Source organism: Pseudomonas monteilii NBRC 103158 = DSM 14164 (assembly GCF_000730605.1).
GTDB classification, from domain to species: Bacteria; Pseudomonadota; Gammaproteobacteria; order Pseudomonadales; family Pseudomonadaceae; genus Aquipseudomonas; species Aquipseudomonas monteilii.
This window is the reverse complement of record NZ_BBIS01000018.1, coordinates 94,149-112,835: the sequence shown is the minus strand read 5'-3', so window position 1 is coordinate 112,835 and position 18,687 is coordinate 94,149. Positions and strand designations below refer to the sequence as shown.

General features: G+C 57.9%; 19 protein-coding genes and 1 tRNA gene. All 20 read left to right on the top strand.

Going from position 1 to position 18,687, the window contains the following annotated elements:
- The first annotated feature begins 28 nt into the window (after nucleotides 1–28).
- Entirely contained in the window at nucleotides 29–589 is a 561-nt protein-coding gene (pgsA, locus tag PM2_RS11340; protein ID WP_016711578.1) for a CDP-diacylglycerol--glycerol-3-phosphate 3-phosphatidyltransferase, read from the top strand.
- Between the two features lie 64 nt (nucleotides 590–653).
- Nucleotides 654–729: transfer RNA gene (locus tag PM2_RS11335), tRNA-Gly, on the top strand.
- 335 nt (nucleotides 730–1,064) lie between these two features.
- Nucleotides 1,065–1,835: a helix-turn-helix domain-containing protein gene (locus tag PM2_RS11330; protein ID WP_028699016.1), complete on the top strand. Its 771-nt coding sequence runs from the start codon at nucleotides 1,065–1,067 to the stop codon at nucleotides 1,833–1,835.
- A 4-nt stretch (nucleotides 1,836–1,839) separates the two neighbouring features.
- A complete protein-coding gene (sctC, locus tag PM2_RS11325) occupies nucleotides 1,840–3,498 on the top strand; it encodes a type III secretion system outer membrane ring subunit SctC (RefSeq protein WP_080694000.1) in 1,659 nt (552 codons plus the stop codon).
- A 1-nt stretch (nucleotide 3,499) separates the two neighbouring features.
- On the top strand, nucleotides 3,500–4,603 hold the full coding sequence (gene sctW, locus PM2_RS11320; RefSeq protein WP_016711575.1) for a type III secretion system gatekeeper subunit SctW: 1,104 nt from the start codon (nucleotides 3,500–3,502) through the stop codon (nucleotides 4,601–4,603).
- Nucleotides 4,604–4,624: 21 nt separating this feature from the next.
- Nucleotides 4,625–6,676: an EscV/YscV/HrcV family type III secretion system export apparatus protein gene (locus tag PM2_RS11315; protein ID WP_028699018.1), complete on the top strand. Its 2,052-nt coding sequence runs from the start codon at nucleotides 4,625–4,627 to the stop codon at nucleotides 6,674–6,676.
- Nucleotides 6,677–6,687: 11 nt separating this feature from the next.
- The gene (sctN, locus tag PM2_RS11310; RefSeq protein ID WP_174442275.1) at nucleotides 6,688–7,989 is read left to right on the top strand and encodes a type III secretion system ATPase SctN; all 1,302 of its coding nucleotides are present in this window, start codon (nucleotides 6,688–6,690) and stop codon (nucleotides 7,987–7,989) included.
- Nucleotides 7,973–8,428, top strand: a complete 456-nt coding sequence (locus tag PM2_RS11305) for a SpaM family type III secretion system protein (protein WP_016711572.1) — start codon at nucleotides 7,973–7,975, stop codon at nucleotides 8,426–8,428. The genes sctN and PM2_RS11305 overlap by 17 nt, the downstream gene beginning before the upstream one ends.
- Nucleotides 8,425–9,414 (top strand): SpaN/EivJ family type III secretion system needle length determinant, encoded by a 990-nt coding sequence (locus PM2_RS11300; RefSeq protein WP_016711571.1) that lies wholly within the window; start codon nucleotides 8,425–8,427, stop codon nucleotides 9,412–9,414. Before PM2_RS11305 ends, PM2_RS11300 begins: the two co-directional genes overlap by 4 nt.
- Nucleotides 9,411–10,319 carry a FliM/FliN family flagellar motor switch protein gene (locus PM2_RS11295; protein WP_028699020.1) on the top strand — a complete coding sequence of 303 codons (909 nt, stop codon included), beginning with the start codon at nucleotides 9,411–9,413 and terminating at the stop codon, nucleotides 10,317–10,319. The genes PM2_RS11300 and PM2_RS11295 overlap by 4 nt, the downstream gene beginning before the upstream one ends.
- Nucleotides 10,312–10,974 (top strand): EscR/YscR/HrcR family type III secretion system export apparatus protein, encoded by a 663-nt coding sequence (locus PM2_RS11290; protein WP_028699021.1) that lies wholly within the window; start codon nucleotides 10,312–10,314, stop codon nucleotides 10,972–10,974. Before PM2_RS11295 ends, PM2_RS11290 begins: the two co-directional genes overlap by 8 nt.
- A 9-nt stretch (nucleotides 10,975–10,983) precedes the next feature.
- Nucleotides 10,984–11,238, top strand: a complete 255-nt coding sequence (locus PM2_RS11285; RefSeq protein WP_016711568.1) for an EscS/YscS/HrcS family type III secretion system export apparatus protein — start codon at nucleotides 10,984–10,986, stop codon at nucleotides 11,236–11,238.
- A 6-nt stretch (nucleotides 11,239–11,244) separates the two neighbouring features.
- Nucleotides 11,245–12,024, top strand: a complete 780-nt coding sequence (sctT, locus tag PM2_RS11280) for a type III secretion system export apparatus subunit SctT (RefSeq protein WP_016711567.1) — start codon at nucleotides 11,245–11,247, stop codon at nucleotides 12,022–12,024.
- 1 nt (nucleotide 12,025) lies between these two features.
- On the top strand, nucleotides 12,026–13,057 hold the full coding sequence (locus tag PM2_RS11275) for an EscU/YscU/HrcU family type III secretion system export apparatus switch protein (protein ID WP_016711566.1): 1,032 nt from the start codon (nucleotides 12,026–12,028) through the stop codon (nucleotides 13,055–13,057).
- Nucleotides 13,058–13,195: 138 nt separating this feature from the next.
- Nucleotides 13,196–13,693: a type III secretion system translocator chaperone SicA gene (gene sicA / locus PM2_RS11270; protein ID WP_016711565.1), complete on the top strand. Its 498-nt coding sequence runs from the start codon at nucleotides 13,196–13,198 to the stop codon at nucleotides 13,691–13,693.
- Nucleotides 13,693–15,450, top strand: a complete 1,758-nt coding sequence (gene sctE, locus PM2_RS11265; protein ID WP_016711564.1) for a type III secretion system translocon subunit SseC family protein — start codon at nucleotides 13,693–13,695, stop codon at nucleotides 15,448–15,450. The genes sicA and sctE overlap by 1 nt, the downstream gene beginning before the upstream one ends.
- A gap of 19 nt (nucleotides 15,451–15,469) precedes the next feature.
- Nucleotides 15,470–16,498, top strand: a complete 1,029-nt coding sequence (locus PM2_RS11260) for an IpaC/SipC family type III secretion system effector (RefSeq protein ID WP_016711563.1) — start codon at nucleotides 15,470–15,472, stop codon at nucleotides 16,496–16,498.
- A 14-nt stretch (nucleotides 16,499–16,512) separates the two neighbouring features.
- The gene (locus tag PM2_RS11255) at nucleotides 16,513–17,466 is read left to right on the top strand and encodes an IpaD/SipD/SspD family type III secretion system needle tip protein (protein WP_028699022.1); all 954 of its coding nucleotides are present in this window, start codon (nucleotides 16,513–16,515) and stop codon (nucleotides 17,464–17,466) included.
- Between the two features lie 22 nt (nucleotides 17,467–17,488).
- A complete protein-coding gene (locus PM2_RS11250) occupies nucleotides 17,489–17,740 on the top strand; it encodes an acyl carrier protein (protein WP_232888872.1) in 252 nt (83 codons plus the stop codon).
- Nucleotides 17,741–17,951: 211 nt separating this feature from the next.
- Nucleotides 17,952–18,632 (top strand): winged helix-turn-helix domain-containing protein, encoded by a 681-nt coding sequence (locus tag PM2_RS29970; RefSeq protein WP_080694001.1) that lies wholly within the window; start codon nucleotides 17,952–17,954, stop codon nucleotides 18,630–18,632.
- Nucleotides 18,633–18,687: the final 55 nt, after the last annotated feature.

The window sequence follows — 18,687 nt, the reverse complement described above, 5'->3', positions numbered from 1 at the left end:
CGGGCTCAACTTGCAGCCAGTCGTACCGATGAATATTCCAAACCTGCTCACCGTTCTACGCGTCCTGCTCATCCCGATTTTCATCCTGCTGTTCTATATGCCCTACCATTGGAGCTATATGGCCGCCAGCAGCGTGTTTGCCGTCGCTGCGGCCACCGACTGGCTGGACGGTTATCTGGCGCGTCGGCTGCAGCAGAGCACCCCGTTCGGTGCCTTTCTGGACCCGGTGGCCGACAAACTGATGGTGGCCGTGGCCCTGGTGCTACTGGTGCAGACCCACGCCAACTTCTGGCTGACCCTGCCGGCTGCGGTCATCATCGGCCGCGAAATCGTGGTGTCGGCACTGCGCGAGTGGATGGCGGAGCTGGGCGCACGGGCGCATGTGGCGGTGTCCAACCTTGGCAAATGGAAGACTGCCGCGCAGATGCTGGCACTGGTGATTCTGCTGGCCAACCCACCGGCGGTGACTTTCTGGGTCATCCTGGGTTACGGGCTGCTGCTGGTGGCTGCGGGGCTGACGCTGTGGTCGATGGTGCATTACCTGCTGGCTGCCTGGCCGCACCTGCGCGAAGGTTCGGAGCAGAAATAAAAGTTTTTTTGAATCAAGGGGTTGACGCTGTTTTAGAAATCGCTAGAATGGCACCCATCACGACGCGGGAATAGCTCAGTTGGTAGAGCACGACCTTGCCAAGGTCGGGGTCGCGAGTTCGAGTCTCGTTTCCCGCTCCAAATTCGATCCTCAGTGCAGCGCTGGGGTCACAAAAAGAAGAGGCCTAAGGGCCTCTTTTTTTATGCCTGCATTTTTCAATCCCTCCTTTCATGCTGCGTCACCGCACTTGCGGATGAGCCCGCTGCACAGTGGCTGAAACCTATCTCGGCAGGGCCGGCCTCTTCACGGGTAAACCCGCTCCCACAGGGATTTCACAGGGCTGAAGGTGGTGCGGTAACTGTGGGCCCGGCCTGCCCGCGAAGAGGTCGGTACAGGCAGTTGTCATCAGTTTCTCATCAAGATCGTTCGGCGGGTCTCCAGCATAGTGGCTGGGAATCTATGCCGGGTGATTGTGATGGTGGCAACTGAAGTGGGGGCGGGCGATAAACCAGACTCGATTTCAACCCTGAGGGATTGGTGTGCCCTTACGAAGTCTGGTGAGCAAGTCATTCGTATCCGTAATGGCTGTGACGTTCTGTGTCTGGCGCATCGCGAGCGTTCGGCTTTCTTGTGGCTGGCGCCAGGTTGGCAGGGCTTGCTGGTTTTACGCCCGGGGTTGCAAGTGCTCAGTGGCAGTGCCTGGGTGCTGCCGTTGTCGCAAACGAATCTTTTCAAGTTGCAGTTGTTCATCGATCAGGGGGGCGTGCCTGAGGTACGGCCTGCTCGAAGCGAGCCCTGGGCCGTGTTGAGCGAAGGTTGTGACCCAGGGCGAACTGCGCCGGCGCTGGAGTCCTGGTATCTCACCCTTGCGCTGCAAGGTGGTGCGGCCTATCGAGCTTTCGCCCGTCATTTGCGCAGTAGCGAGCGTTATCAGTTGCTCGGCTTTTTGCTGGAGCAAGGTTCGGGCGGTGAAAAGCTCCAGAACCTTGCAGGCCGTTATGGCGTATCGGTTTCACACTTCAGAAGGCTTTGCCGTCAAGCCCTGGGTGGTGCTGCCAAGTCCGAGTTGCGTGTGTGGCGTACGGCACGAGCGCTTTTGAGCATGGCTGAAGGCCCTGCCTCCCTGACAGATGTTGCCTTGGAGTTTGGTTACGCCTCTTCCTCGCATTTTTCCAAAGAGATTCGAGAGCTGGTCGGCATTGCGCCGAGTAGTTTGATCGATATAACCGGCCTGTCTGGCGAATGAATTCATGACGTTTAAAAGTATGTGTCCGCGAGCTGTCATGCTCGTGGTTTGTTGCGTGTTGCCTATGGCTTCATCGGTTGCCTCTGTTCGTGCTGCAGAGGGTTATGTGGCTCGTCAGGAGGGCCTGCGCACGTTCTTCGATGCACTATCAGCGTCTTTGGGGCAGCCGGTCATCCTCAGCAAAGCGGCTGCTCGTCGCACCATCAGTGGCGACTTTTCGCTTACCGCACCGCAGCAGACGCTTGAGCGTATTGTTCGGCAAATGGCGCTAATCTGGTACAGCGATGGTCAGACGTTGTATGTCTATGAGGCGGCCGAAGCGAAAAGCACGGTCATCTCGTTGAATACCATCACGGTTCAGAAGCTGGAGGCCTTCCTGCGCAACTCTGGTTTGCGCGATGCCCGATACCCTTTGCGTCACGACGGGTTGCGAACCTTTTACATTTCCGGCCCGCCGATCTATGTCGACCTGGTGGCGCAGGCCGCGCAGTTCATGGACAACCAAAGTGCCGGCTTGCAACTCGGACAGCAGCGCATTGGCGTTATCAATTTGCGCAATACCTTCGTTGCAGATCGCAATTACGAGTTGCGCGACCAAAGCATCACGGTACCCGGCATTGCGACGGCTATCGAGACGCTGCTCAAGGGGGAAAGCCGTGGTGTCGACGCGGTGATCAACAAGGACGGAGAAGGACGTGCGGGTGGCATGCCGGGCTTTCCATTGGAGGGGTTGGGTGTTCCCGACGTCGCATCTTCCGACACGGCTACGCCGCGGGTTATTGCTCGTGATCTGGCTGCCGGCAATATCCGTGTAGTGGCCTACCCCGATACCAATAGCCTTCTGGTGAAGGGGCTCCCGGAACAGGTGCTTTTTATCGAGAATCTGGTTGCTGCGCTCGATGAGCCAAAGCGCCATGTCGAGCTCTCCCTGTGGATCATCGACCTGCAGAAGGACGACCTCAATGAGTTGGGCGTCGACTGGAAGGGGTCGTTCAAGGTCGGCTCGAAGGTGGCAGCATCGCTCAACGGCGGCTCGCTGAGCACGCTGGATAGCACTTCGTTCATGGCTGCCATTTCGGCGCTGGAAACCGACAACCGCGCCCGGGTGGTTTCGCGGCCTGTCGTGCTGACCCAAGAAAACGTTCCGGCGATTTTCGACAATAACCGTACGTTCTATGCACGACTGATCGGTGAGCGCAGTGTTGAGCTCGAACATGTCACTTACGGCACCCTGGTCAGCGTCTTGCCACGGATATCAGCCTCCGGAGAAGTTGAGATGGCGCTCAATATCGAGGACGGCAGTGTGGTCGACTCGACCACGGAGTCGTCCGCGATCGACGCGTTGCCGACGGTTGGCCGAACGCGTATCAGCACTGTTGCTCGAGTGCCGCGTGGCAAAAGCCTGCTGGTAGGCGGCTTCACCCGTGACGAGAGTGGGGAGGTGATCAAGCGTACTCCGGTGCTGGGGCATATTCCTTATCTGGGGAGGATGTTCAGCTATCGGCAGACCCGTGAATCCAACACGGTTCGGGTATTTCTGATTCAACCTAAAGAGCTCGACAGTCCGTTGGAACCAGGCGCTATGCAGATTGGTTCGCAGGTGATCGGCAAGGTGGCCCGTGACCCGGCCGACCGTGCGGTGCTGCGCGCGCTGGAGCGCTGATATGGCTGCTATTGGCGCAGTGCTGTCGCGCATGCAGATGGCGCGCACGCATCAGGGCCGCGAGCCCCAGGCAAAGGTCGTTGAAGCGCCAGACGACGATACTTCTCCAGCAGCTAGCGTCCAGCGATTTGTTGAAAACAGCGATGAGATGGCGGCGTCCCTGCGTTCGCAGTTTCGCCGTAGGGGCGATTTCGGTGACAAGTTCGAAGGCTTGGCAGACAGCTTCGAGCGGGTTCTGGATGAAGATGTTGTCCCCAAGGCTCGGCAAATACAGTCGCTGGCCAAGCTTGCCGAGCGCAGCATCGAATGGCTGCTGGCACAAGCCCGGGGGCTGTTTCCCGATGACAGCGATCTGGTGCTGGTGCTGCGCCAACTGTTGCAGGAAAAAGTGATGGCCGAGGCGACTCGCCGGCGTCTGGAAGCGCTACTGAATCAGGTATTGGTCCAGTCGCCGCCCAAGCGTTTGAAGGCCGGTATCAATTCGGCACTCAAAGCCAAGATGTTTGGCAAGGCGCTGGCGTTGCGGGCGGCCTTGTTGCGTGACACCTATCGCTCGTTCCTGGAGTCCGAAGTCGGCCCGGTCGAGTCTTATGAGGACTGGATAGCCCTCTACGGCTATCAGCACCGTGGCCCGGTCCTGGATTTCATCGAGGCTGCCTTGCTGACCGACATCAATGCCCAGGATCCCAGTTGTTCACGCGACGAGTTTGGCCAGTTGCTGAAAAAACTGGGTGACCTTAAGCGTCTGCGTTCGGTTGATGTCGTGTTCATCCGCAGGCTGCTCGTACACGAGCTGGTTTGCCAGCATAACGCCAGCGAGCCGGACTGGTTGGTGTTCCTGTTGGGGCTGTTGCAGTTTCCCGACGAGCTCGACCCGTTGCTGTCAGGTCTCTTTGGGGAGCACTTGTTGTTGGTTGAACACCACGAGCGCGCGCAACTGTTGCAACTGTTGCGACTGGCCTGCCTGGCGCTGCCGCTGGAGTTGTTTGGCGATGACGAGGCACTGGCGCGCATCGCAGCGCAGTTCACGCATTTGGCCGACCTGGTGTTTGCCCATGAAACCATCGAGCGACACGCTGCGTTGACGACTCGTTTCGCCTCCTGATCTTGAAGGTCGGTACTTATCATGCTCGATAAATTCCTGCGTAATGTCACTGCTCGCCCCGAGCTGCTGATTCTGGCCCTGATGGTGATGATCATCGCCATGCTGATCATTCCATTGCCGACGCCGCTGGTGGATTTTCTGATCGGTCTGAACATCGTCATTGCGATCCTTGTCCTCATGGGGTCGTTCTACATCGAGCGGATCCTGAGTTTTTCCACCTTTCCCGCGCTGTTGCTGATCACTACGTTGTTCCGTCTGGCGTTATCGATCAGTACCAGTCGGTTGATCCTGGTGCAGGCCGATGCTGGTGAGATCATCGCGTCTTTCGGTGAGTTTGTGATTGGCGACAGCCTGGTGGTGGGCTTCGTGATCTTTGCGATTGTCACCATCGTGCAGTTCATCGTCATTACCAAGGGTTCCGAACGCGTGGCGGAAGTGGCGGCGCGGTTCTCCCTCGACGGCATGCCGGGTAAGCAAATGAGCATCGATGGCGACCTCAAAGCCGGTGTCATCGATGCCAAGGAGGCGCGTGAGCGGCGCAGCACGCTAGAGCGCGAAAGCCAGTTGTACGGGGCCTTCGATGGCGCCATGAAGTTCATCAAGGGCGATGCGATCGCCGGCATCATCATCATCTTCGTCAACTTTCTGGGGGGGATCGCAATCGGTGTCGGGCAACTGGGAATGGACATGTCCGAGGCGCTGTCGACCTACACGTTGCTGACTATCGGTGACGGCCTGGTAGCGCAGATTCCCGCGCTGTTGATCGCCATTGGTGCAGGTTTCATCGTGACCCGTGTCAACGGAGACGAGGCCAACCTGGGGCGAAACATGATGACCCAACTGCTGGGGCATCCTTTTGTGCTGGGTATCACTGCCTTGCTGGCGGTCGGTGTGGCGATGCTGCCAGGGTTCCCGGTTGCGGTGTTTCTGATCATCGCCGGTGCGCTGGTGGCATTGCTGTTCTTTCGCTACCGGCTGGAGAAGAAGAACTCGGGTACTGCCCCCGTCGTGTCTTTGGCGGATGAAGAGGGGGAACCCGAAAGCGATTTGGGCCTGATCGAGAACGTCGATGACATGGCCACCGAAACCGTCGCCTTGATGCTGCTGGTGCCAAGCGCTCGCGTCGAAGCGCTGCGCGAGGCTCGATTATGTGAGCGTTTTCGTAGCCAGTTCTTCATCGATTACGGTATCCGGATTCCCGAGCCCCGATTGCGCGGTGCCGATTCACTGCCGTTGGGGCAAGTCGCGGTGTTGATCAACGAAGTGCGTGCAGACCAGTTCGATATCCACTTCGATCTGCTACGAGTTGTCGATTACAAGCCAGAACTTGAACATCTCGGCCTGGACCTGACCACGGGCGTCGACAGCAACAAGCAAACCAGCGTATGGGTGCGCAGCAGCGAGCGCGAAAAACTGCAGAACCTGGGGCATCAGTTGCGTACGGCTTATGACGAATTCTATCGCTGCCTGGTAACCCTGCTGGCTCGCAATATTTCGGAGTTTTTCGGGGTGCAGGAGAGCAAGGTCCTGCTCGACGAGATGGAAGCGCGCTACCCGGACCTGGTCAAAGAGGTCTATCGCCATGCCCCGGTACAGAAAGTCGCGGAGCTCCTGCAACGCCTGGTCGCCGAGCGCATCTCGGTGCGCAACATGAAACTGATTCTTGAAACGCTTGCTCACTGGGGCTCACGCGAGAAAGACGTGATTGTTCTGGTTGAGCACGTGCGTGGCGGTATGGCGCGCTACATCAGTAACAAATTTGCCAACGGTAACGACCTGCGCGTGTTGCTGCTTTCGCCGGAGTTCGAGGACGTGGTGCGCAAGGGCATACGTCAGACTTCTGGCGGAAGCTTCCTCAACCTGGAGCCCTCCGTCAGCGAAGAGCTCATGGACCGGCTGGCAGTCGGGCTCGATAGCCTGCACATCCCTCAGAAAGACATGGTCATCCTGGCCTCGGTGGATGTTCGGCGCTACATCAAGAAACTGATCGAGGGCCGTTTCAGGGAGCTGGATGTGGTGTCGTTTGGCGAGATTTCCGACGCCATTTCAGTGACTGTGCTCAAGACCCTTTAGGAGAATGCGCTATGCAACTGCCAATGAGTCGGCCATCGCTGGAGCGCCGTGCTGCCCACCCGTTGCGTTTGAATGGTCCCCTTCTCGAAGCGGCACTGCACGATGTGGTGATCGGCGAAGTCTGCGAGGTGCGCGGAAACTGGCGGGACACTGCGGTGAGCGCTCGCGCGCAAGTGATCGGCTTCAGTCCCGATGCGGTATTGCTCAGTTTGCTGGGTGATGCGCGAGGGTTGTCCCGTGAATCGCTGATCGTGCCTACCGGTTCATTGCTCAACCTGTATTGCAGCGCTGCCATGCTCGGTAGCGTGATCGACCCCCAGGGGCGGATAGTCGAACGTTTGGCCCCCGGCGATGCATTCGATGGTCGCGACTGTCCGGTGGATGCTGATCCTCCGGCCTACCACCTGCGTCGCCCGGTAAACCAGCCGATGGCCACCGGCGTACGGGCGATCGATGGTTTGCTGACGTGCGGAATAGGCCAACGCATTGGCATCTTTGCCGCGGCGGGATCAGGCAAGACGTCATTGATGAACATGTTGATCGCCCACAGCGAAGCAGATGTGTTCGTGATCGGGCTGATCGGTGAGCGGGGGCGGGAGGTCACCGAGTTTGTCGAGACGTTGCGTCATTCGGATAAATGCACGCGGTGTGTGGTGGTCTACGCGACCTCGGACTTCTCCTCGATCGACCGCTGCAATGCAGCCTTACAGGCAACGGCAATCGCCGAGTATTTCCGTGATCAAGGCCGGCAGGTGGTGTTGATGCTCGACTCGATGAGCCGGTATGCCCGTGCTCGCCGCGACCTCGCGCTGGCGGCAGGGGAGGCACCGGCGCGGCGTGGTTATCCCGCTTCGGTGTTCGACTCCCTGCCGCGTTTGCTGGAGCGTCCGGGCGTGACCGTCAACGGGAGCATCACCGCGTTCTACACCGTATTGCTGGAAAGCGACGATGAACCCGACCCTGTTGCCGAGGAGATTCGCTCCATCCTCGATGGGCACATCTACTTGAGCCGAACGTTGGCCGCCAGTGGTCATTTCCCGGCAATCGACGTGCTCCGTAGCGCCAGTCGGGTGGCACATCAGGTCACCGGGCACGATGTTCAGCAACTGGCGGCCAACACCCGCAAGGTGTTGGCCCACATCGAGCAGCTGCAGGTATTGCTCGATCTGGGGGAATACCGACCCGGGGAAAATGCGGCTAACGATCAGGCCATGGCCTGTCGTGAAGCGTTGATGGGCTGGCTTCGCCAGGATTTGAGTGAACGATGTGCACCTCAGGCTGCATTGGAGAGCCTGCATGGTCTGCTTGGCTAATGTCCGGCGCCTGCTGGAGTTCAGCGACTACCGGCAGCTTGAGTGTGAGCGAATGCTCGATAAAGCCTTGCGCGCAATGGTTCCGCTTCAGTGTGAGTTGCAGGCGATCGAGCAACAGGCTCAAGGGCTCGATGAGCTCCTGATCAGCCAACGTCCCGAGGATCAGCGGTTGAGCCATGCCCAGTTGCTAACGCTGTTGCGGCGTCAGGCGGTCATTCGGCGGCAGATCGGTAACCTGGCACTAGAGCGCATCCGCGTGACGGACCAGCTCCAGGAGGCGGCTCAAGGGGTTGAGCGTTTGCAACGGCATATCAAGACGCTGCAGAGAAAGCATATGAAGTACCAGTGTCTGGAGCAACGTTTGCTGGGCGAACGTCGTTCACGTCTGTGGCGCCAGGAAGAAAATGACATTGATGAACTATTGGTGAATTGGAAATGAGCGTAGTGCGCCCTCTGGTAGTGACAGTCCGTCCGGTCAAAGATTTTTTAGCCTCCGATGAGCTCGGCCATGAAGTTCAGCCGCAGGTCTATGAAGACCGTAATACACTGGATGACTTGCCGCAGGGCGCGCTTGTGATGTTGGCGCAGTTGCAGCCACTGCGCGAGCTCCCGCTAAAGCCCACGCTGGCAGCGCTGCGCCCCGAGGCGGAGACTGAGTCCAGGTCGACCAAAGTATCGGTGGGTCAGACGATACATTGGCCAATGAAGCAGCCGTCCGTGCCTTCATCGCCGGCACGGGGTGATGCTCGACCTGCGTTGCAGGCTACGCGTTTACCGGTCGCTGCGCAGGTGCTTGTTCAGGCGTCCGTTGCCACTGCGCTCGCCACACCCGGTCAGGCTGCCATCGATGCGTCGGTCCAGCAGAAAGCGCCATCGTCGTCTACCCGCTTGCCGGTCGTCATGCGGACACAGGAGCCTGACCGGACCGCTGTTGCCAGTGCGCTTTCGGCCTGCGATCGAGCTGTCGCCGACAGACCGGTCAAGCAGGAAACGCCTCAAGCCTTACCGGCGCAACCACTGCCATTGCTGGAAAAGTCACTGCATGTGCACCGCGTAACGCACTCGGCAGTGGCTGCTAAGCCGACATCTGAACCGAAGCCGGCGCCAGAAGCCAGCACTGCCCAGGAGGGTAGGCGCTATCTTCAGGTGCCCTTCAGCAAAGGTAATGCTGTGGGGCTGATCACAGTCAGCAAGGCGGGGGGCGAACGTCCCGAGCAGTTGTTGCTCAATCCAGACAGCTCCTTGGTTTCCAGCTATTTGAGCGACAATCTGGCGCAGGTGCCGGATCCGCGTTGGCGTTTGGCTGATCAGCAGGAGCACAAACACCGTGACCGTCATCAGCAGGCGCGAGCGGAGGAGGCGTTCGAAGAGCAAAGCCGTCAAACGCTTCGAGACACAGGTGAGCAGGAAGGGCAGCAGGCGTGACCTCCACTCTGTTGTTGCGCTGTGTTGAGCAACTTGATTATGAGCAGCGCCAGGCGGTGGCCCGCTGGCAGCGTGAGGGGCACCCTGTGCTGCTGAGCCAACCTTCGCCACAGACACGTTATCTAGCCTTCTGGGCGCAAGGTTGTCACGGCCTCTGGCAAGGCATGATCGGGGCGCGCGATTGGTTGCACGCCGTGGCTCCGCAATGGTCGCAATGGCTGCTTCAGGAGAGCGAGGGCCAGGAGATTCTGGAGCTGTTCTCGACGGTCAGCCGGCCCATCGAAATTGCGTCCGATCTGTTGGATTACCAGCGCCTGTTCGCGCTCGAGCTCATTCAGGGAGAGGCGCTGCAAGGCGCTTGCCTGCCCTGCATTGGAACGCCCCAGAGTGACGTGTGGATCCTTCAAGGGCCGAGCCAGCGCAAGGAGGCTTCGCGCCCGTTGCAAGCCTGGTTGCAGGCAGTGCCGCAGGCCCTGCGAATCGTGCTCGGCAACAGCGCGATGGCTCGATTGCCCTACCGGCCACTGGCGAAGGGCGATGTGCTCGTCATCGCCGAGCAAACCCGAAAACTCTTCATGGCTGATCGGTGCATCGGCCAGTTCACCTTTGTCAAGGAAGGTCTGCATATGGAACTCACTCCCCCGGACAATCTTTCGCCGGGCGCTCTCGGCGCGCTAACGGAGCTGCCGGTCAAACTTGAATTCGTGTTGGGCGAGCTGACCCTGAGCATGGCTACGCTCAACGCGTTCATCGAAGGCCAGGTGTTGCCCCTGGAGCCCACGGCCGTGAGCAACGTTGAAGTGCGTGTCGCTGGCATGTGTATCGCCGTGGGTGAGCTGGTCCAGCTAGGCGGTCGCCTCGGCGTCGAGTTGCGTGAGGTGGGGCGGGGCACGGGTAATGAATGACATTTCAATGATCGGGCTGTTGGCAGTGGCTTCGTTGCTGCCATTCCTGATTGCCGCAGGCACCTGCTACATCAAGTTCTCTATTGTCTTCGTCATCGTGCGCAACGCATTGGGCTTGCAGCAGGTGCCCTCGAACATGACCCTCAACGCCGTTGCGCTGTTGCTGGCGATGTTCGTCATGAGCCCGGTGGTGCAAGAAGGCTATGACTATTACAAGGAAAACCGGGTTGAGTTCACCAACATCGATGCGGTGGTGGCGTTCCTCGATAACGGTCTGGGCAGTTACCGCGAATACCTGACCAAGTACACCGACCCAGACCTGGCACAGTTCTTCGAGCGGGCGCAGATCGCGCGCGAGAATCCGAATGCCGTCGATGTCGAACCTGATGAGACGCTGGAGCCTTCGTTGTTCGCGTTGCTGCCAGCCTATGCACTGAGCGAAATCAAAGCCGCTTTCAAGATTGGTTTTTATCTGTATCTGCCTTTCGTCATCGTCGACCTGGTGGTCTCCAGTATCTTGCTTGCCTTGGGCATGATGATGATGAGCCCGGTGATCATCTCCGTACCTATCAAGCTGGTGCTGTTCGTTGCGCTGGATGGCTGGGCCCTGCTTTCTACCGGACTGGTTGGGCAATACCTGTCCCTGGCTCAATGAGAATCAGTGATGAATGACCTGGTGTTTGCCGGAAACAAGACGCTGTACCTGATATTGATCCTGGTGGCCTGGCCGATCATCGTCGCCACGCTGGTGGGATTGCTCATCGGTCTGTTTCAGACCGTGACCCAGCTTCAGGAGCAAACCTTGCCCTTTGGCTTCAAACTGCTAGCGGTGTCGATCTGTCTGTTTCTGCTTTCTGGCTGGTACGGTGAGACGTTGCTGGGTTTCAGTCGGGAAGTCATGCGCCTGGCCCTGAAGTGAATCGCGATGAACGTTAGCCTTTTTTTTGACCTGCATGGCTGGCTGGCCGGTGCAATGATTTGCTTCGCTCGCCTGGCACCGGTTTTTTTCATGTTGCCGTTTCTCAACAGTCGCGCGCTCACCGGAGCACCGCGAAATGCTGTGATCGTGCTGGTTGGCATGGCGCTCTGGCCTTATACCGCTGGCACGTTGCCTCGCCTGGACTCGCTTGGCTTCTACGGGTTGTTGTTGCGAGAGGCCGGCGTGGGCGTGATTCTCGGCTGCCTGTTGTCCTGGCCGCTCTGGGTGTTGCACGGCATGGGCAACCTGATCGATAACCAGCGTGGAGCGATGTTAGGGAACACGATCGATCCGGCCAACGGCGACGACACCTCGGAGTTGGCCAATTTTCTCCAGCTGTTCGCGGCAGTGATCTATCTGGAGGGCGGGGGAATGGCGTTGCTGGTGGAAACCCTGAGCCGCAGCTACCAACTCTGCTCGCCGGTATTCGGATGCGAACTGCGGATTCAGCCGTTGCTCGGCCTGCTCGATCCGTTGATCAGTAAAACGCTGATTATCAGTGCGCCGGTGGTGGCGACCTTGCTGCTCACCGAGGCGCTGCTTGGCCTGCTGGCGCGTTTTGCGCCGCAAATGAACGCGTTTTCGGTGTCGCTCACTGTCAAGGGAGCCATCGCGTTAGTGGTGTTGCTTCTGTATTTCAGCGCACACCTGCCTGACGAAATACTGCGCATGGCCTCCAAGCCGGATCAGCTGGCGGACTGGGTCGCACAACCGGAGGCCCGCTGATATGTCCAGCGCCTCGAAAACTGAAAAACCCACGGCCAAGAAACGCCGCGACGCGGCGAAAAAGGGCCAGACCTTCAAGGCCAAGGATCTCTCCAGTTCCTGCCTGATGCTGTGCGCGATCATCTATCTGACGAGCAGCGGCAGCTTGCTGGAGGTGATGGAGGTTTACCGGCGCATCATCGCTTCGGGTTTCGCCGCCGATCAGCAGCGATATGCCGCCGAGCTCGGGGTGCTGATGCTCAAGGTCGTGGCCCCGCTGATCGTTGTGTGTTTTCTCGCCAGCGCCTTGCCCACGTTGTTGCAGACCGGCCTGGCCATTGCCAGCGAAGCCTTGAAGCTTAACTTCGGCGCACTGAACCCGGTTAACGGCTTCAAAAAGCTGTTCAGTCTCAGAACCGTTAAGGATTCCGTTAAATCCCTGTTGTATCTGGGCAGTTTTGTAATCGCATTCTGGATGGTCTGGCTGACTCAGCGGCATTTACTGTTTGCGCAACTCCATGCGCAACCGGTGGGTCTGTTCCCGATCTGGGCTCATTTGCTTGTGGTGCTGGCGCTGGCATTTCTGGGCTGCATATTGCTGATCGTCATGCTCGATGCGCTGTGTGAGTACTGGCTGTACATCAAGGATCTGAAGATGGACAAGCAGTCGGTCAAGCGCGAGCACAAGGAGCAGGAAGGCAATCCGGAAATCAAGGGGCGGCGGCACGAGTTGCATCGGGAGCTGCTATCCGAACAAGTCAAATCCGACATTCGTGGTTCGCGAGTGATTGTCGCCAACCCCACACACATCGCTGTGGGTATTTACTTCCGCCCGGAAGTCACAGTGATGCCGTTCATCTCACTGATGGAAACCAACCAGCGGGCATTGGCCGTGCGCAAGTACGCGGCTGAGGTAGGTGTGCCGGTGATCAGTGACATTGCCCTGGCCAGACGCATCTTCAAGACGCATCAGCGCTACACCTTCATACAGCTGCAGGAAATCGAAAATGTCCTGCGACTGCTGGTCTGGCTTGAACAGGTCGAGCAGGCCTGACGGGCTTCCTGCGAAACCGAATGCAGGCAGAGTGATTCACGAACACCACGATGAGCGTTTTGTGACGGCGCCCCTTGCCTTCAGCTGGCTCAATAGCCTTGTCAGCACCGCTGAAGAAACATTCAGGAGTAAGTAGTCATGAGTAGTCGAAAACATACAGAGCAGGAAGAGGACCGGATTGCCGAGCATGTGATGCAGGCCGTACTTGATGGTGCGTCGCTCAAAGAGTTGCGCGGCGTCAGTACCGAGCAGATGGATGACCTCTACGCCTTTGCCTATGAGTTCTACGAGCAGGGGCGTCTGGACGATGCGGAAAAGTTTTTCCATTTCCTGTGTATCTACGACTTCTACAACGCGCAGTACTGGATGGGGCTGGCGGCGGTGCATCAGCTCAAACAGAACTATCAGAAAGCGGTTGATCTGTATGCCGTCGCTTTTGCCCAAGGTAAAAATGATTACCGCCCGATGCTCTATACCGGCCAATGCCAGCTGGCGCTGGGTAAAGCCGGCAAGGCCAAGTTGTGTTTTGAGTATGTCATCGAGCGTGTTCAGGAGCCGGGTATGCGCGAGCAGGCCCAGGCTTACCTGAATGCGTTGACCACTATCGACGCCGATCATTCGGAGAAAGAGTTGTAATGGATATCAGGGCTTTGTACTCACGCCTATCCCCGGAAACGCAGGCCAGTCAGGCCGGCAGGGAACGTTATGCCGAAGCGGCGAGTAAAGCGGCCAACACCAAGGCCTGGCAGCGCGCTGCCGATACGGCACTGGCCAACCTGCAAGGTGTGAGCTACGCCGCTCAGTCGCAAGGTGAAAATACTGCTGCGCTGGGTAGGCCGCTTCTGGCTTCGCCACCGCCAAGTGCTGAGCGTGCGAGAAAGGGGTCTGAAGACAGGTTCACCTTGTTGATGGCCTCGCTCATCAACTTGTTGGGTGACGTCAGCCTGGAGTCACTCAAGTCGCGCATGGAAATCCTCAGGTCGGCGGCCAAGGCCAGCGCTGAGGGCAACAAGGCATTGTCAGACGATTATCTGAGTGCGCTGGCGGAACTGGAAGCGGCTGTCGCCTCTGCGAGCGTATCCGAGCAAGAGCTCGCCGCAGCCAAGGCTAAAGTCGACAGTGCGCAAAGGGCGCTGGCCGATGCTGAAGCGGCGCTGGGGAAAACCGAGCCGGGTACGCCCGAGCATGCCAAAGCCTTGGCCGCCCGTGATCTGGCGCAAGGCAACTTGACCGCCGCCCAACAATTACTGAGCAAGGCCGAGCTGAAGTATCTGGCCGCAGTCAAGGTGGCTGGGGAGGCGGGCAAAAAGGCTGAGGCTCTGGCCAGGTCGGTGGAAAATGCGGGGCTGGGCGACAAGCCGGTGCTCGATGGCATCAAGCGTCAGCTGAACGCGGCTGCGACCATGGTGCTGCTGATGACACGTTTTGCAGCGTTGATGGGCGAAAGCGCTGAAAACAAGATTGAAGCGGAACAGGAGTTGTTCCGCAGCATGCAGGCGGCGCGTCAGGAGTACATGGAGAAAAAATCTGAAGAGTACCTGGAACAAGTGCGTAAAGCCGAAGCTGCCAGCAAGACGGCAGGCTGTATCGGTAAGATTCTGGGCGCCGTGCTGACCGTGGTCAGTGTTGTCGGGGCTGCCTTCACGGGCGGAGCCAGTCTGGCGCTGGCAGCTGTCGGTGTGGGATTGATGGCAGCGGACATGGTAGTCAAGGAGTTGACCGGGGTGTCGTTCATGGAGAAGGCCATGAAGCCTCTGATGGACAATATCCTCGGCCCGATGATTCAGGGCATCGGTAAGGGGATTGCCGATCTTCTGAAGAAGGCCGGCGTCGATGCGGCGTCGGCCGATATGGCGGGGATGATCATGGGCGCAATCATTGGTGCCGTGGTCATGGTCGCGGTGCTGGTGGTTGTAGCAGTCGTTGGCAAGTCCGCTGCGGGCCGGGTCGCCAGTGCGATGGGCAACATGTTCGGCAAATTGGCCAACAAGATGGCGCCACAAATGCTCAAGCAGGCCGCTCGGGCGGTCAGCAATGGTTTTTCCAGTGTCATGACCAAGGCCCGTACCAGCATAGGCCTCAAGTCGGATGCAATCTCCCTGGAGATGTATGCATCGCGCCTGGCTGCTTCAGTGGCGGTCGTAGAGGCGGGCGGTGTCGCTGCCCAGTCCGCGTTGGAAACCAAGTCGGGTATTCACCAGCGCAACGCGGCGCAACATCTGGCTGAATTCGAGCTCGCCAAGGTTATCTCCGAGCAGATGAAGAACTATCTGAGCGACATGGTTCAACTCTTCGATCAGTCGATGAAGGCCAAGGATAACGCCATCAAGCAAGCCTTCGGCATCCAGGACAGTATCAATAGCAGCAGCTTGAGCATGGCACGCAACATTTGATTCAACAGGATTAGCACTCATGGATTTTTCAATCAGTAGTCGTTCCACATCGGTAAGCAGCCTTCAGATTGCAGAGGTGGCAGGTAAGGTCGTCGATCAAAAGCAGCCGCTGTCGATCAGCAGTATCAGTGGACGGTTCGAAGCGCAGGTGTTGATGTCTCGGCACGCGCAGGCTGGCGAAGCAATGACGTCTCAGCAGTTGAATCAGCACCTGGAAACCTCAGGGTTCAGTGAGAGCGAAAGCCAGGCGATGATGGGCTTGTTTCTGGCCACTGTGGTCCAGCAGGAGAAAGAAGGTACCGAAGGTGCGGTGAAAGATCCGGTGGCGGACCTGTTGTCGTTCGACCCCGCCGTGTGGGAAAAACATATCGGTGTGTTGGTGGCATCGATTGTCGCGCTCAATATCGCACGCAAATCGAGCGCTGAAATGAGCGGCAAGTTCACGCAGATGGCCTATGAGGCCGCCATTGCGCAAGGCGTTGCAATCATGGCCGGTGGTGAGGCCGCGATGTGGGCTGCGGTCAGTGGTGCGGTCGTTGCCACTACAATGGCCGTCGCGGGTGCCGGGTTGTCCTTGCGTGGGCAGAGCCAGAAGCATACTGATATCAAGATCAACCAGTCGGCTGCGGCGAAGTTCGATGCGCAGGCACACCAGATGCGCGTTGACTTGGAAATTGACCCGAGCAAGCGGGCAGTCCTTGAGTCGAAGATTCGTGAGGCGGTTGATCAGGCCACGCAAGCGCGCATGAAAAGTGCGCTGCAGGCGAAAACCTACGAAGGCAACCTGACTGTTGGCGGTGCCATCAGTTCTATGGCGATGATCATCAGCTCCGGGTTGTCCGCCATCCTGCGTTTGCAAGAGTATTCAGAGCGCCAGCGTGAAGTGCTGCACCAGTCCGAGCAGGGTTTGAACAAGGCGGTCAGTGATGTCGCCAGCCAGAGTATCAATGAATATACGACGCTGCTCAGCAAAACGCTCGACGCCATCCAGCAGTTGGTCGACAGCCGCGGCTCCACCATGAACGCAATCGCCTCTGTGCGCGCTTGATCAGGAGGCAAATCATGGAAATTGTCACAAGGGCCTACCCTGCCATTGCGCTGCGTATCGATCAGCCGGCGGATGAAAAGGTTGGCAGTCTTGAGGTCGAGCATCGTCCGCGCCTGTCGGCGGCTGAACGGCTGACGCAGTCGGTAGTGTCCCGGTTAGGCACTGCAGTGCTCGGAACCGTAAAGCCCAATAAGGTTCAGGGGCATTTGCTGGAAGCCGAGTTGCGCAAATGGGCAGCCCTTGCCCACCCTGCTAGCCCTGACATCCAGGAGTGGAAGGATGAGACACTCAAGAAAATAGGCGATTTGCCGTTGGCGCCAGAAGCTGCTCGCAATGCGTTGAACCCGTTCAGTGGCAGCGCCGATTTTTTTGAGCAATTGCTGGCGATGATCGGTTTTATCAAGGGCGAATACCTGGCGATCTACGAAGCGCTGCTGACCAAATACTCGGACTTCTACAAGGAATTCAACGAAACCATCATGGCGAAGATGGGGGACTGGATTACGGGTAAGTCGGACGGTAAGGAAGTCGAAATCAGCGGGGGACTGCGCGCTGCGTTAGAAGCGTTGCGTAATAAGTACCAGCAAGCCCCGGATGGCGTCCTCTATCCCGTTTCGGGGTCTGCGACACAGGAGGAGGCACAGAAGTGGGCCAAGGCCTTGGGGTTGCCCGATTCATGTGTGCAGCCTGATGGCCAGGGTGGTTATCGAGTGATGATGGACTTGTCACCGCTGGATGCAATGATCGCAGCGGCTCCCAACGGTACCGTGAAGTGGGATACCGCGAAATTCCAGGCTTGGCAAACCGGGTTTAACAGCCAGGAAGGCGATTTGAAGAACCAGCTACAGTTATTCACTACCAAGTACGGTAACGCCAACTCGTATCACGAGAACTTCAACAAGATTCTCTCCTCGCAATTGAGCCAGTATGCAGAGATGCTCAAGGCGCTCGCGAGCGGGATTGGCTGACGTCGTCGTTATGAAGCAAATGATGAAGCTTGAAATCGAGACCGTTATTGTCGCAATTCTCGCTGATAAACTCGTGGTCGATGTCGAGGCCGTTACCTCAAGCGCCCGCTTGGTGGAGGACCTCGGTGCGGATTCGTTGAATTTTCTGGATATTGCTTTGGAAATTAACTATGTCCTGGGTATTGAACTGCTTCCAGAGGGTTTGGCCAGTATTCGTAACGTGGAGGATCTTTATCGCGTGGTTCATGAGGCAATCGCTCAGGCGTCTGTCTGAGCACTCTCCCGAACGTGCGCACTGGTAAGGGTGCGTAGCCATTTTTCGGCAAGATATCTCTAATATGCCGCACACGGTATGCGTCGGCGACTCAATGGTGAATTAGAGCCTTTCCTTGGATAATGCGGATTAGTCTCTAGCTTCTTGTAGAGAAGTCTCAAATATCGTAGGTATCACTTCCCCTATAGTTGGTCACTCACGCCGGGTGCGGATGAACTCCGCCAATGTCACGGCATATTCATCGCATTGGGATGGGGCAATTTGCATTATGGAAGGGGTTACTGATCAATTGCCAGGGCGGTCGTTTGTGTTTGGCCAATGGATATTGCAGGAGGATGGGTTACTTCTACGTGACGGTACCGGACTACATCTCCCACCCAAGGAATTGCATGTACTACAGTTATTGTTGGCAGCGGCGGGCTCGCTAGTTCCCAAGGGCTGGCTGCTGGACCAGGTGTGGCCCAACTGCGACGTGGCCGAGGAGTCCCTTACCCGCTGCATTTATGCGTTGCGCAAGTTGCTGGGGCGTGAAAATGACTATATCAAGACGGTCTATGGCAAGGGTTATCGCTTTGTTGGGGAGGTCGTCGAACGAGGGGAGCCGCCTTCATCGGTGCCCTCGTTATTAGTCTTGCCGTTGCTGGCGCAGGATGATGAGTGTGCCCTGGAAATGCAGTGCGAAGAGGTTCGCCGATTGGCCGCCGCATTTGGTGGGCGTGTTTGTGTGATGCCGGCGGGGCCTACAGCTAATGCGCAAGCTTCCGATGATTACCTGTCGAAAGTCGAGCGAATAACACGTGAACATTATCTCAGTGTTCGTTGCTGGTTCGAAGCCGGTGACCGGCATTCTTCTAGCCGGATTCTGATCGCTTGCAACAGATGTTCCTCATAATCTGATCAGGATTCTCTACCTTCCACGCCCTATCATTGATCGCACGCCGAAGCGG